This is a genomic window from Saccharothrix stipae (assembly GCF_054781895.1).
The window spans coordinates 616,452-629,973 of sequence record NZ_BAAGTN010000007.1; the positions used below are offsets into that span (position 1 = coordinate 616,452).

11 protein-coding genes are annotated in these 13,522 nt (G+C 69.8%); 10 read left to right on the forward strand and 1 reads right to left on the reverse strand.

Features of this window, described 5'->3' with window-relative positions:
• Positions 1–404: 404 nt before the first annotated feature.
• The 3 genes from ACYVLT_RS15595 to ACYVLT_RS15605 all read left to right on the forward strand — a co-directional run bounded on the left by ACYVLT_RS15595 (position 405) and on the right by ACYVLT_RS15605 (position 3,635).
• The gene (locus ACYVLT_RS15595; RefSeq protein ID WP_461120891.1) at positions 405–2,036 is read left to right on the forward strand and encodes a cellulase family glycosylhydrolase; all 1,632 of its coding nucleotides are present in this window, start codon (positions 405–407) and stop codon (positions 2,034–2,036) included.
• A 9-nt stretch (positions 2,037–2,045) separates the two neighbouring features.
• Positions 2,046–3,146: a cellulose binding domain-containing protein gene (locus ACYVLT_RS15600; RefSeq protein WP_461120892.1), complete on the forward strand. Its 1,101-nt coding sequence runs from the start codon at positions 2,046–2,048 to the stop codon at positions 3,144–3,146.
• Between the two features lie 84 nt (positions 3,147–3,230).
• Positions 3,231–3,635, forward strand: a complete 405-nt coding sequence (locus ACYVLT_RS15605; protein WP_461120893.1) for a DnaJ family domain-containing protein — start codon at positions 3,231–3,233, stop codon at positions 3,633–3,635.
• A gap of 69 nt (positions 3,636–3,704) precedes the next feature.
• Here the strand turns inward: ACYVLT_RS15605 and ACYVLT_RS15610 are convergent, their stop codons facing one another.
• Complete coding sequence (locus ACYVLT_RS15610) at positions 3,705–4,514, reverse strand: GNAT family N-acetyltransferase (protein WP_461120894.1); 810 nt, start codon at positions 4,512–4,514, stop codon at positions 3,705–3,707.
• 291 nt (positions 4,515–4,805) lie between these two features.
• Between ACYVLT_RS15610 and ACYVLT_RS15615 the strand changes: the two genes are divergently transcribed.
• The 7 genes from ACYVLT_RS15615 to ACYVLT_RS15645 all read left to right on the forward strand — a co-directional run bounded on the left by ACYVLT_RS15615 (position 4,806) and on the right by ACYVLT_RS15645 (position 13,454).
• Positions 4,806–5,753, forward strand: a complete 948-nt coding sequence (locus ACYVLT_RS15615) for a tetratricopeptide repeat protein (protein ID WP_461120895.1) — start codon at positions 4,806–4,808, stop codon at positions 5,751–5,753.
• A gap of 305 nt (positions 5,754–6,058) precedes the next feature.
• A complete protein-coding gene (locus tag ACYVLT_RS15620; RefSeq protein WP_461120896.1) occupies positions 6,059–8,221 on the forward strand; it encodes a pectinesterase family protein in 2,163 nt (720 codons plus the stop codon).
• Positions 8,218–9,093 (forward strand): carbohydrate ABC transporter permease, encoded by an 876-nt coding sequence (locus ACYVLT_RS15625; RefSeq protein ID WP_461120897.1) that lies wholly within the window; start codon positions 8,218–8,220, stop codon positions 9,091–9,093. Before ACYVLT_RS15620 ends, ACYVLT_RS15625 begins: the two co-directional genes overlap by 4 nt.
• Positions 9,090–9,983 (forward strand): carbohydrate ABC transporter permease, encoded by an 894-nt coding sequence (locus tag ACYVLT_RS15630; RefSeq protein WP_461120898.1) that lies wholly within the window; start codon positions 9,090–9,092, stop codon positions 9,981–9,983. The genes ACYVLT_RS15625 and ACYVLT_RS15630 overlap by 4 nt, the downstream gene beginning before the upstream one ends.
• A gap of 8 nt (positions 9,984–9,991) precedes the next feature.
• A complete protein-coding gene (locus ACYVLT_RS15635; RefSeq protein ID WP_461120899.1) occupies positions 9,992–11,287 on the forward strand; it encodes an ABC transporter substrate-binding protein in 1,296 nt (431 codons plus the stop codon).
• A complete protein-coding gene (locus tag ACYVLT_RS15640) occupies positions 11,284–12,435 on the forward strand; it encodes an enolase C-terminal domain-like protein (protein ID WP_461120900.1) in 1,152 nt (383 codons plus the stop codon). The genes ACYVLT_RS15635 and ACYVLT_RS15640 overlap by 4 nt, the downstream gene beginning before the upstream one ends.
• Positions 12,436–12,515: 80 nt before the next feature.
• The gene (locus ACYVLT_RS15645) at positions 12,516–13,454 is read left to right on the forward strand and encodes a pectate lyase family protein (RefSeq protein WP_461120901.1); all 939 of its coding nucleotides are present in this window, start codon (positions 12,516–12,518) and stop codon (positions 13,452–13,454) included.
• Positions 13,455–13,522: the final 68 nt, after the last annotated feature.

Genomic DNA, 13,522 nt, shown 5'->3' on the forward strand with positions numbered 1-13,522 from the left:
TACGTTCAGGACACCCATGTCCTACGTTCGCGTTCGTCGCGCCGCCGTGCGGCAAAACCCCAGGTCGCGTGTTCTGAGCGTGCAACTCGGGTGTTCTGAACGTAGGACACGCGTGACGTGGACGTAGGACACGCGCGGGCTGGAGGTACGACTCGCGCGGGTGGGAGGGTTGGCGCGAGGGCGGTTGTGTAGGAGACTTGCGCAAAGGCCTTCTGGGAGCGGTCCCAGGTGGTCGATTCAGGTGTGTCGTCGTGTAGCCGGTTCGGGTCGGGGGGCGGCGTTCGACGGCGGATGGCACCGTTGACACTTAAGCGGTTAATTGCTTTGGTGTGGAGGCCTGCCGGAGGCAGGCGCGCTGCCCTGCGCTCGCTACGTCAATGTCGACAACTACGCGAGGTACATCCATGCGCAAGCGATTCGCCTTGGTCGGTGCCCTCACAACGGCCGCCATCGCCGCCTTGGTCCTGTCCCTGCTGACGGTCGTGCCGGCGCACGCCGCGGCCGGGTTCACCGTCAGCAACGGGCGTCTGCTCGACGCCAACGGCAACGACTTCGTGATGCGCGGTGTGAACCACGCGCACACCTGGTACGCCGACCGCACCACGCAGGCGCTCAAGGACATCAAGGCCACCGGCGCGAACACCGTCCGGGTCGTCCTCAGCTCCGGTGACCGGTGGACCCTCAACAACGCCGCCGACGTCACCAACGTCATCAACCAGTGCAAGGCCAACAAGCTCATCTGCGTGATGGAGGTGCACGACACCACCGGCTACCAGGAGCAGAGCGGGGCGGTCAGCCTCGCCCGCGCCGTGGAGTACTGGAAGAGCATCCAGAGCGCCATGGCCGGCCAGGAGAAGTACGTCATCCTCAACATCGGCAACGAGCCGTGGGGCAACAACGGCCACGCCGGCTGGACCCAGGCGACCAAGGACGCCATCACGTCCCTGCGCGCCGCGGGCTTCGAGCACACGATCATGGTCGACGCGCCGAACTGGGGCCAAGACTGGGGCTTCACCATGCGCGACAACGCCGCCTCGGTGTTCGCCACCGACCCGCGGAAGAACACCGTGTTCTCCGTCCACATGTACGGCGTGTTCGACACGGCCGGTGAGATCACCGACTACCTGAACCGGTTCGTCACGGCGAAGCTGCCGATCGTGGTCGGCGAGTTCGGCAACGACCACTCCGACGGCAACCCCGACGAGGACACGATCTTCGCCACCACCCAGTCGCTCAAGCTGGGCTACCTGGCGTGGTCGTGGTCCGGCAACGGCGGCGGCGTCGAGTACCTCGACATGGTGACCGGCTTCAACGCCGCCCAGCTCACGCCCTGGGGCCAGCGCGCGATCAACGGCGCGAACGGCATCAAGGCCACCTCCCGCGAGGCCAGCGTCTACGGCGATGGCGGCCCGACCGACACCACCCCGCCGTCCACGCCGGGCACCCCGTCCGCGTCCGGCGTCACGTCGAGCAGCGCCACCCTGTCCTGGACCGCGTCCACCGACAACGTCGGCGTCAGCGGCTACGACGTGGTCCGCGTCAGCGGCACCGCGGAGACCGCGGCGGGCAGCTCCACCACCACGTCGACGACCATCACCGGCCTGTCGGCCGGCACCACCTACACCTTCGCCGTCTACGCGCGGGACGCGGCGGGCAACCGCTCCACCCGTTCCGGCACGGTCAACGTGACCACCCAGACCGGCGGTGGTGGCCCCGCGTCCTGCGCGGTCACCTACAAGATCGCCGGCCAGTGGCAGGGCGGCTTCCAGGGCGACGTGAAGATCGCCAACACCGGCACGACCGCGGTGAACGGCTGGACGCTGCGCTGGACCTGGGCCAACGGCCAGACCGTGTCCCAGTCCTGGGGCGCCACCACGGCCCAGTCCGGCTCCACGCTGAGCGCGACCAACGTGGCCTACACCGGCTCCATCCCGGTGAACGGCTCGGTCGCGTTCGGCTTCATCGGGTCGTGGAACGGCACCAACTCGGCGCCCACCGCGTTCACCCTCAACGGCGCCAGCTGCACCACGGCCTAGGAGTCCCAGATGTCGAGGAAAACCGCTGTCACCGCACTCATAGGCGCGTTGGCCACGCTCATCGGCGTCCTGGTCGCCGCGCCGGGTCAGGCGGTCGAGGCCGCCGCACCCACCAGGATCATGGCGCTGGGCGACTCGATCACCGGGTCGCCGGGCTGCTGGCGGGCCCTGCTCGACCGCGACCTGCGCGCCGCCGGGCACACGAACATCGACTTCGTGGGCACCCGGGCCGGTGACGGCTGCGGGTTCGCCTACGACGGCGAGAACGAAGGGCACGGTGGCGCGCTCGTCACCGCGGTGGCCGACCAGAACCAGCTCGTCGGGTGGCTGGCCGCCACCAACCCGAACGTGGTGCTCATGCACTTCGGGACCAACGACGTGTGGAGCAACCGGTCGACCGCGACCATCCTGGCGGCCTACGGCAAGTTGGTCGACCAGATGCGCGCCAACAACGCGGACATGAAGGTGGTCGTCGCCAAGATCATCCCGATGGCGGCGAGCGCGTGCGCGGAGTGCCCGCAGCGGGTGGTCGACCTGAACGCGGCGATCACCGGCTGGGCGGCGGGCAAGTCCACCGCCCGGTCGCCGATCACCGTGGTGGACCAGTGGGCCGGGTTCAACACCGCCGGCGACACCTACGACGGCGTGCACCCGAACGCGTCCGGTGATCGCAAGATCGCGAACAAGTGGTTCCCGGCGGTGGTGTCCGCGCTCAACGGCACCACGCCCACGTCCACCACCACGTCCACCACTACTACAACGACGACGACGACCACCACCACCACCACCACGACTTCCGCCCCGGGCGGGTCGTGCGACGTGGAGATCAAGGTCGTCAACCAGTGGCCGGGCGGGTTCACGGTGGAGATCACCATCCGCAACAGCGGCGCCACGCCGAGCCGCGGTTGGCGCATCGGGTTCACGTTCAAGGCCGGGATGTCCCTCAACCAGGGCTGGAACGGCACCTTCACCCAGAGCGGCACGTCGGTGACGGTGTCGAACACGTCCTGGAACGGCGCCATCCCGCCGGCCGGCACGATCAAGATCGGGTTCAACGGCAGCGGCGACCCGACCGGTTGGACACCGGGGCCGATCTGCACGCTCTCCTGACCGGACCTCGCGGTTGTGCCCGCCTCCGGGCACAACCGCGAGACCCCGGCCCGCGCCGGTACCCTCGAAGAGGGGTGGTGCGTCATGACCGAGCGCAAACCGGCCGGCATGGGGTTCGAGAGCTGGATCGACCGGCAGATCCGCGAGGCGCAGGACCGCGGCGACTTCGACGACCTGCCGGGCGCGGGCAAGCCGCTGCGCGGGCTGCACGAGCCGCACGACGAGCTGTGGTGGGTGAAGGAGAAGCTGCGCCGCGAGGAGGGCACCGCGCTCCCGCCGACGCTGCTGCTGCGCAAGGAGGCGGCCGCCGCGCGCGAGGCCGCCGGTCGGGCGCGCACCGAGGCCGAGGTGCGGTCGATCCTGGCCGACATCAACGCGAAGATCGAGGAGGCGATCCGCAAGCCCATGTCGGGTCCGCCGCTGAACCTGATGCCGTTCGACGTCGAGCAGGTCGTGGCGCGGTGGCGGGCGGAGTCGGCCGCGCGCTGAACGTCCGGTTCCGCCGGGGCCGTCCCGATCACCACCGTGCGGCCCGGCGACCGTGCGGGAGCGAGCGGCTCAGCGGCTACGGCGGGTTCGCCTGGCGATGGCGGCCGCCTGTTCCAACTCCTGCTGGGGCGTGTCGAGCACCCGGCCGAGCCAGGCGCGCCAGTACGGGCCGGGGATGCGCTTGCCGCGTTCCCAGCGCGACACCTCTTCCCTGGTGATGCTGACGTTGCCGGACGCCGCGTGCAGCCGTTCCGCCAGGTCGTACTGGGTCAGGCCGCGTCCACGCCGCAGCTCGGGGAGGATGGTGCTGATCGGCCCCGGTCTGCGTTCGTCGTCACGCGCGGGACGGGGCACCGCGAGCGGGCGCGGTCGGGCCAGCGGAACCGACCAGTCCACTGTGGACCCGTCGCTGATCCTGGCCGCGCCGGCCGAGCGCAGCATCCTGGTCACGGCGAGGTGGCCGGCGAGGTGGGTCGCGGTGAACCGGTCGAACCCGTTGGTCAGCGCGAGGGACGCGAGCCGGACCACCATCGCGGTGGCCAGGCCGGCGCCCCGCCACGGCGGGGAGACCACCACCGCGACTTCGGCCGCGCCGGACTCCACCGTCGCCTCGTAACGGGCGATCGCCACGCCTCGACCCGAGGCGTCACGGGCCACGATCGCGCAGCGGCGCACGTGGTCCAGGTCGGTGAGGTGGGTCAGGAGCGCGGGCGTGGGCGGCGGCGCGGCGCCGCAGAACCGCTGGAACAACGTGTCCGCGTCGGCTCGCTGCAACGCCTCGGCCAGCTCCTCCCGGTCGGCCGGCGTCACGGGCGTCAGCCGCACCCGCCGTCCGTCGGCCAACCGCAGGCTCCGGGCGTTCGGTGACTTCGTTCGCATCGGGTGTCACTCCTGTCGACGCAGCCACGTCGTCGGAGCTGCTGGTGGGGGAGGGGCGCGCGGGGTGCGCGCCGTGACCGGCCACCGGCCACCGGTCCGGGATCCGCCACGGGTCCGCGTGGCACGCGATCACCGCTCGATTCTGGCCCAGTGGGGGCGTCGGCGCAGGGGGCCAATGCGCACCTTCTCGGCGGATCCCACGGAGGGTGGCGACGATGTCACCCTGGGTACCCCCGTTGCCACGGCTGATGGATCCCCTCCACCGCTCTAGTGGAATTGCGAGGTGCGGCGATGGCAGAACCTCAGCGCGTCCCGGCACGCATCGGCGTCGTGGACGTGGAGCGCTTGGAAGCCGAGACCGAACGCCTGCGCGAGGTGGACTACCGGCGAGGTGGTGGCGCGTGCCGCGACTCGGTGGTCGCCGCCGCGACCCGGTACGACCGGCTCCTCGACGCCGAGGGCGCGGGCGCGGTGCGCAGGCGGCTGTTGGTGGGGTTGGCCGACCTGCGCAACCTGGCCGGGTGGACGTGCTTCGACACCGGCCGGGACGACGCCGCCACGCGGCACTGGGACCGGGCGCTCGACCTGGCGACCGAAGCGGGCCACCACGACCTGGCAGCCAACGTCCACTACCGCGTCGGCCGGCTGCGACTGCACCGCGGCGAGCGGCGGGAAGCGCTGGAGGCCTTCGCGTTCGGCCTGGCCGCGGCCCGCCGGGCCGGTTCACGGCGGGCGGTCGCCGTGCTGCACGCGAACCGGGCCTGGGCGCACGCGGGCCTGGGCGACCGGGGCGAGGCGATCCGGCTGCTGCGCCTCGCGCACGACGAGTTCGCCCGCACGCCGTCGGGTCCGGCGCCGGGGTGGGTGCGCTTCTTCGACGAGTCCGACCTGTGCGGGCTGACCGGCGTGGTGCTGACCGAGCTGGCCCGGACGGTGGACCCGTCGCACACCTCGACCGCGATCGACTCGCTGACCGCCGCCGTGGCGGGCTACCCGGAGGCGATGGTGCGCAGCCGCGCGTTCAGCCTGGTGGCGCTGACCTGCAACCACCTGGTGGACCGGGACTTCGACCACGCGGCCGAGGTCGGCGGGCGGGCGTTGGCCGCGGCGGTCGCGGTGAACTCGACCCGCGTCGCCGACCGGCTGCGCCCGCTGCGCCACCTGGCCGACCGCTACCCCGGCAACCCGCACGCCCGGGCGTTGTCGGCCGGGATCGCCGCCTTCACCCCGCCCGTCTGACGGCACCCCGCCCGTCTGACGGCACACGGCCCGTCTGACGGCACGCCGCGGACCGCCGCGCCGCCTCCGGCCCGAACCCGGGTCGGGGGCGGTTGCGCGCTGTGCCGCACCCGCTGTGCTCCGGTCGCGCGATCGAAATCGACTCGAATTCGACGAACTGTCGAACGTGTTCGTCGAACGGCCTTCGAACGAAGTCGAACGAAGTTACGTCGTTGACGTGCGGCGGACATTTTCGCAATACTCTGTTCGCACTTCTGGATAGAGTTCACATTTATGAACAAATTCGCCGGGGAAGGCCCCTCGCCATGCGGATACTCAGTACTGCGCTCGTGCTCTCCTGCGCCCTTGGCGTGATCGCCGCGGCACCCGCGCACGCAGGTCATGACCTGGGGCGACAGGTTCTCCAGCCCGGTGACGGTTGGGCGTCGAGCGGTGCGGGCACCACCGGTGGATCGGCCGCGACGACCGAGCACGTCGTGCGCACGGCGGCGGAACTGCGGGCGGCCCTCGCGGCACCCGCGCCCCGCCTCATCAAAGTGCGCGGCGTCATCGACGTCAGGGTCGATTGCGCAACCTATGCCACCGACGGTTACACGCTCGCGGGCTATTTGGCCGCTTACGACCCCGCCGTTTGGGGGCGTGAGAACGAACCGAGCGGCCCGCTGGAGGACGCCCGCGCGGCGTCGGCGCGCCGCCAGGCGGAGGCCATCGCGCTCAACGTCGGCTCGGACACCACGATCGTCGGCGACGGCCGGGGCGCGGGCATCACCGGCGCGAACGTGCGGGTGCACGGCGTGCAGAACGTGATCATCCGCAACCTCACCTTCCGCGACACCCGCGACTGCTTCCCGCAGTGGGACCCGACCGACGGCGCCGACGGCAACTGGAACTCCGACTACGACGCGGTGTCCCTGCAACGCGCCACCAACGTGTGGGTCGACCACAACACGTTCACCGACCACCCGCACCCCGACAGCGCGGCGCCGAGCTACTTCGGCCGCCCCTACCAGCAGCACGACGGCTCGCTGGACATGACCAACGGCACCGACCTGGTCACGGCGTCGTACAACCTGTTCTCCGACCACGGCAAGACGATGCTCATCGGCTCGTCCAACACCTCGACCACCGACCCGGGCAAGCTGCGGGTGAGCGTGCACCACAACGTGTTCCGCAACGTCGAGGAACGGCTGCCGCGGGTGCGGTTCGGCCAGGTGCACGTCTACAACAACCTCTACGAGCCCGGACCCACGTTCAGCTACGCGTGGGGCGTCGGCGTGCAGTCGAAGCTGTACGTGGAGAACAACTACGTCAAGCTGTCCGGTGGGGGTGCGGTCGAGGACCTGATCTACAACTGGGGCGGCACGGCCATCACCGAGGTCGGCACGCTGGTCGACGGCCGGCCGGTGGACGTGCTGGACGCGTTCAACGCGGCCAACCCGACCACGCCGCTCGGCGCTGACGCCGGGTGGACGCCCACGCTCGACCGGGGCCTGGAGCCCGCCTCGCGGGTGAAGAACCTCAAGGCGGGCGCGCCGGGTCGAGAGCGGTACCACGTGGCCAAGGGCACCGACTTCGACACGGTGCAGGCCGCCGTCGACGCCGCGCCCGAAGGCACGACCATCACCATCGGCAAGGGCGTGTACCGCGAGGTGATCCGGGTGCCCGCGACCAAGCGCGACCTGACCCTCAAGGGCTCCACCGGCACCGCGCGCGACGTCGTGATCGACTACGACAACGCCAACGGCACCAAGAAGCCCGACGGGACCACGTACGGGACCACCGGCTCGGCCACGGCGACGATCGAGGCGGACGGGTTCACCGCCCGCGACCTGACGTTCAGCAACTCGTTCGACCGGGCCGCGCACCCGGAGATCACCGGCACGCAGGCGGTCGCGGTCAAGGCCACCGGCGACCGGCAGTACTACGACCGCGTCCGGTTCCTCGGCCACCAGGACACCCTGTACGCCGACACGCGCGCCGTGGGCACGCGGGCGCGCCAGTACTACCGGGGTGGCGAGATCGTCGGCGACGTCGACTTCATCTTCGGCCGCGCCACGGCGGTGTTCGACCAGGTCACCATCCGGGCGCTGGACCGGGGTGGCGATCCGAGCGGTTACATCACCGCCGCCAGCACGCGGCGGGACAACCCGCACGGGTTCCTGATCATGAACTCGACGGTGCTCAGCGACGCGCCTGCGGGCACCTACTACCTGGGCCGCCCGTGGCACCCCGGTGGCGACCCGGACGCCGTCGCGTCCGTGGTGGTGCGCGACACGAAACTGCCCGCGGCGGTGAAGAACGCGCCGTGGACCGACATGTCCGGCTTCTCCTGGCGCGACGCCCGGTTCGCCGAGTACCGCAACTCCGGCGCGGGCGCCGCGGAAGGTGTCGACCGGCCGCGGCTCACCGCCGACCAGGCCGCCGGGCACACCCTCCGCGCGTACCTCGGCGACTGGAACCCCGCATGAGGACTCGCACGTGGGCGCCCTACGCCCTGATCGCACCGACGCTGGTGCTGATGGCGGTCTTCCTGGTCTACCCGATCGGGAGCGTCGTCTACTACAGCCTCCAGCGGTACAACGTCACGCAGCCGTGGAAGAACGGCTTCGCGGGGCTGGACAACTTCAAGCAGATGCTGTTCGACGACCCGCTGTTCTGGCAGAGCCTCGCGTTCAGCACCAAGTGGGTGTTCGTCGAGGTCGGGCTGCAACTGCTGCTCGGCCTGGTGCTGGCGCTGATCGTGAACGAGACGTTCATCGGCCGGGGCATGGCGCGGGCGCTGGTGTTCTCGCCGTGGGCGGTGTCCGGCGTGCTCACCACGGGCATCTGGATCCTGCTGCTCAACCCGTCCACCGGCATCTTCCAGGAGCTCTCGGAGCTGGGCATCGGCTCGCCGGGCACCTCGGTGCTCGGCAACCCGGACACGGTGTTCGACGCCCTCGTCGTCACCGAGCTGTGGCGCGGTGTGCCGTTCTTCGCGATCCTGCTGCTGGCCGACCTCCAGAGCATCCCCAAGGACCTCTACGAGGCGGCGTCGGTGGACGGCGCGAGCCGGTGGCGGCGCTTCACCAGCGTCACCCTGCCGCACCTCAAGGACGCGATCATCCTGTCGACGCTGCTGCGCGCGGTGTGGGAGTTCAACAACGTCGACCTCATCTACACCCTCACCGGCGGCGGTCCGGCGAACCAGACCACCACGCTGCCGCTGTACGTGGCCCGGCAGGCGGTCGACTCGCACAACTTCGGGTACGGCTCGGCGCTCACCGTCGCCGGGTTCCTGATCCTGCTGTTCTTCTCCATCGCGTACCTGCGGGTGTCGAAGTTCGGGAGTCGAGCATGACCGAGACGTTGACCCGGCCCCCGGTGGACACCCCGCCGCCGCCCAGGCAGCCGACGAAGCGGCGACGCCGGGCCGTGGCCGAGGAACCCGGCAAGCCGTGGATGATCCACGTGCCGCTGGTGCTGTACCTGCTGTTCACGCTCATCCCGTTCTACTGGATGCTGGTGTTCGCGGTGCGCCCGGCCGGCTCCACGCAGCTCGTGCCGTGGCCGATCTCGTTCGAGCACTTCGACACGGTGTGGAACGACATCGGGTTCGGCATCTTCTTCTACAACAGCGTGGTCATGGGCCTGGGCGTGCTCGTGTTCGTGACCATCCTGTCGGTGATGGGCGGCTACGCGCTGGCGCGGTTCAAGTTCCGCGGCCAGCGGGTGTTCCTGCTGGCGATGCTGTGCAGCCAGTTCATCCCCGGCGCGATGATGCTCATCCCGCTGTTCGTGATCTTCAAGGGCCTGGGGCTGCTCAACAGCCTCACCGGCCTGATCATCGCGGAGGTGGCGTTCCAGCTGCCGCTGTCGCTGATCCTGATGAGCGGGTTCATCCGCAACATCTCCGTGGAGCTCGAAGAAGCCGCCATGGTGGACGGCTGCTCGCGCCTGCGCGCGTTCTTCGCGGTCGTCCTGCCGCAGCTCAAGCCCGCCCTGGTGGCGGTCGGGTCGTTCGCGTTCATCGGCGCGTGGAACCAGTTCCTGTTCGCCTTGATGTTCGCCACGCGGCAGGACAAGTTCACCCTGCCGGTCGGCCTGAGCTACACGTTGGGTGAGTTCAACACCGACTTCGGAGCACTCGCCGCCGGTGGCGTGGTCGCGGCCGTACCGGTGGTCCTGGTTTTCGCCGTCGTGCAGCGGTTCCTGGTGCAGGGGCTCAGCGCCGGGGCTGTGAAGGGATAGGGAGCATCATGAGAAAACTGCTGGTCGCCGTGGGTGCCGTGGTCGCCGCAGCGTTGGCGCTGTCCGCCTGTTCGTCGGAGGGAGGTGCGGGCGCCGACGGCGATGTGACCATCACCTTCTGGGACAACAACGGCGGCCCCGCCCGCGAGCCGATCTACAAGGAGCTGATCACCCGGTTCGAGGCCGCGAACCCGAAGATCAAGGTCGAGTACGTCGGCATCCCCAGCGCGTCGGTGCAGCAGAAGTACGACACCGCCATCGCCGGCGGTGAGACGCCCGACGTCGGTGGCGTGACCACCTCGTACCTCGCGCACCTGGTGGGCCAGGAGGCGTTGGCGCCCCTGGACGACCGCATCAACGGCGGTGCGCTCAAGGACAAGCTGCTGCCCTCGCTGGTGGAGACGGTCCGCCAGACCGCGCCGGACGGCAAGCTGTACATCGTGCCGTCGTCGGCCAACATGGACATCATCTGGTACCGCACGGACTGGTTCAAGGACGCGGGCATCGAGCCGCCGAAGACCTGGGACGAGTTCATCACCGCGGCCACCAAGCTCACCGACACCGCCGCGAACAAGTACGGCTACACCATCCGCGGCGGCGCGGGCTCGGTGTTCCAGCTGATCACCGAGGCCTACGCCTACTCCGGCGTGGACAGCTTCTTCAAGGACGGCAAGAGCACGCTGGGCGACAAGGCCAACGCCGAGCTGGTCGACAAGGTCGCCGACCTGTACAAGAAGGCCACCCCCGAGGCGGACGTCAACAACAGCTTCACCCAGATGATCGCCCAGTTCACCGGCGGTTCGGTGGCGATGATGCACCACAACCTCGGCTCCTACAGCGACGTGACCAAGGCGCTGGGCGACAAGGTCGCCGCGATCCCGCTGCCGATCGGCCCGAGCGGCAAGCGGACCGTCGTGCCCAACCCGACCGACGGCTTCGCGGTGTTCAACAACAGCAAGAACCAGGACGCGGCGTGGAAGTTCGCCGAGTTCCTGACCTCGGCGGAGTCCAACGGCTACTGGAACGAGAAGGTCGGCCAGATCCCGGCCAACACCGACGTGCGCGGCGCGGCGTGGATCGACAAGGCCGCGCACGTGAAGATGGCGCTCGGCGTGCTGGAGGACCCGGCCACCGTGCTCGTGCCCGCGCCGGTGTACCTGCCGCAGTACTCGTCGATCACCAAGACCGACAGCGAGCCCCAGTACCAGAAGGTGCTCCTCGGCGAGCTCTCCGCCCAGCAGTTCCTGGACGACATGGCGAAGAAGCTCACCGAGGCGCAGAAGGAGTGGGAGGACCGCAAGTGATCGAGCGCGTCGAGGTGTCGGTGTTCACGACCACCGCGTGGACCGCGGTGGACCCGCACGGGCACCGGCACCCGAGCACCGAGCACGAGGTCCGCGAGGCGCTGCTGGAGATCACCGACTCCGACGGTGTCGTCGGACGCGTCCAGGTGCACCCCGACCAGCTGCGGCCCGCCGTGCTCGACTCGATCGTGAAGCCCGTGCTGATCGGTGCCGACCCGTGGGACCGGGAGCGGTTGTGGCGCAGGATGGCGCGCAAGCAGCGCGGCTCGCACGGCCGGTTCACCGACCGCGCGCTGGGCTACGTCGACACGGCGTTGTGGGACCTGGTGGGCAAGCGGGCCGAGCAGCCGGTGTGGAAGCTGCTCGGCGGCGCGCGCGAGCGCATCCCGGCCTACGCCAGCACGATGTGCGGTGACGAGATGCCGGGCGGGTTGAGCACTCCCGGCGACTACGCGGCGTTCGCCAAGCAGTTGGTGGAGCAGGGCTACCGGGCGATCAAGCTGCACACGTGGATGCCGCCGGTGCCCGGCGCGCCCAGCGTGCGCGCGGACATCGCGGCGTGCCAGGCGGTGCGGGAGGCGGTCGGGCCCGAGGTGGCGTTGATGCTGGACGCCAACCACTGGTACTCGCGCACCGAGGCGCTGGAACTGGGTCGGGCGTTGGAGGAGCTGGACTTCTACTGGTTCGAGGAGCCGATGGAGGAGGCGTCGATCAGCTCCTACCGGTGGCTGGCCGAGCAGCTGTCCATCCCGGTGATCGGGCCGGAGGTGGCCTGGGGCAAGCACCTGAGCCGTGCCGAGTGGATCACCTCCGGCGCGTGCGACATCCTGCGCGCGGGTCCGACCGACGTCGGTGGCATCTCGCCGACGGTGAAGGCGCTGCACCTGGCCGAGGCGTTCAACATGGACTGCGAGATCCACGGCGACGGCTCCGCGAGCCTGGCCGTGCTCGGCGGGACGGACAACGGCCGCTGGTACGAGCGCGGCCTGCTGCACCCGCTGCACGACTTCGACCGCGTGCCGCCCCACCGGCTCGCGATCGCCGACCCGCTCGACGCGGACGGGCACGTCGCCATGACGTCCTCTCCCGGTCTCGGTGACGAGTTCGACGTCGAGCACATCCGCAAGCACACCGCGGAGAGGTGGTGAGTCCGATGTAGACCCGGGTCACCGCCACGTTCGACCGCCGCCGGTTCCCTTTTCATCCACAGTCGTATGGAGGAAACCGCATGTCTCGCAAGACTTCCCGCGCGCTGCTCGCGGCGACGGCCCTGGCCGCGTCCGTGATCATGGTGCCCTCGGCCAACGCCGCGTCGTTCAACCTCGAAGGTTGGGGCACGCAGTGCGGTGGCACCTCCGGTGGCTCCGGTGGTGGCACGGTGACCGTCAGCGACGCCACGGCGTTCACCAACGCCGCCAAGTCGACCACCACGCAGACCATCCGCGTGTCGGGCACCATCACGCTGTCCAGCATGACGAAGATCGCCTCGAACAAGACGGTCATCGGGGTCGGCTCGGGCGCCACCATCGCCGGGCACGGGCTGAACGTCGCCAACGCGTCCAACGTCATCATCCGGAACCTGAACTTCAGGGACTGGCAGGACGACGCGATCAACGTCCAGTACTCGACCCGGGTCTGGATCGACCACAACAGCCTGCGCAACGGCTACGACGGCGCGATCGACATCAAGCGCGCGTCCGACTGCGTGACCGTGTCGTGGAACAAGATCAGCGCCCACGACAAGTCCATGCTGCTGGGCCACAGCGACGACAACGGCAGCGAGGACCGCGGCAAGCTGCGGGTCAGCTACCACCACAACTGGTTCGACGGCACCAACCAGCGCCACCCGCGGGTCCGCTTCGGCAACCCCGTGCACGTCTACAACAACTACTACGGCGGCGTGACGTCGTACGGTGTGGCTTCCACGGAGGAAGCGGGCGTGCTCGTGGAGTGCAACTACTTCGAGAACACCAGGGACCCGTTCCACCGCGGCGAGGGCAGCTCCGACCCCGCCAACCTGGTGGCGCGCAACAACCACATGGTCAACTCGGGTTCGGGTGACCAGGGTGGCAGCGTCAAGGCGATCCCGTACGGCTACGCGCTCGACTCGTGCTCCGGTGTGAAGTCGGTCGTGCAGGGCGGTGCGGGCGTGGGCAAGGTCGGCTGACGTCCTTGCCTGATCGGCGGCGGCCCCTGGTTCCCTCTCCCGGCCAGGGGCCGTCCCCGTGCGTTAGC

Coding starts and splice junctions, on each gene's coding strand:
- ACYVLT_RS15625 (WP_461120897.1), top strand. CDS start 8,218: ATGAGGACTCGCACGTGGGCGCCCTACGCCCTGATCGCACCGACGCTG.
- ACYVLT_RS15610 (WP_461120894.1), bottom strand. CDS start 4,514: ATGCGAACGAAGTCACCGAACGCCCGGAGCCTGCGGTTGGCCGACGGA.
- ACYVLT_RS15595 (WP_461120891.1), top strand. CDS start 405: ATGCGCAAGCGATTCGCCTTGGTCGGTGCCCTCACAACGGCCGCCATC.
- ACYVLT_RS15620 (WP_461120896.1), top strand. CDS start 6,059: ATGCGGATACTCAGTACTGCGCTCGTGCTCTCCTGCGCCCTTGGCGTG.
- ACYVLT_RS15645 (WP_461120901.1), top strand. CDS start 12,516: ATGTCTCGCAAGACTTCCCGCGCGCTGCTCGCGGCGACGGCCCTGGCC.
- ACYVLT_RS15630 (WP_461120898.1), top strand. CDS start 9,090: ATGACCGAGACGTTGACCCGGCCCCCGGTGGACACCCCGCCGCCGCCC.
- ACYVLT_RS15600 (WP_461120892.1), top strand. CDS start 2,046: ATGTCGAGGAAAACCGCTGTCACCGCACTCATAGGCGCGTTGGCCACG.
- ACYVLT_RS15615 (WP_461120895.1), top strand. CDS start 4,806: ATGGCAGAACCTCAGCGCGTCCCGGCACGCATCGGCGTCGTGGACGTG.
- ACYVLT_RS15635 (WP_461120899.1), top strand. CDS start 9,992: ATGAGAAAACTGCTGGTCGCCGTGGGTGCCGTGGTCGCCGCAGCGTTG.
- ACYVLT_RS15605 (WP_461120893.1), top strand. CDS start 3,231: ATGACCGAGCGCAAACCGGCCGGCATGGGGTTCGAGAGCTGGATCGAC.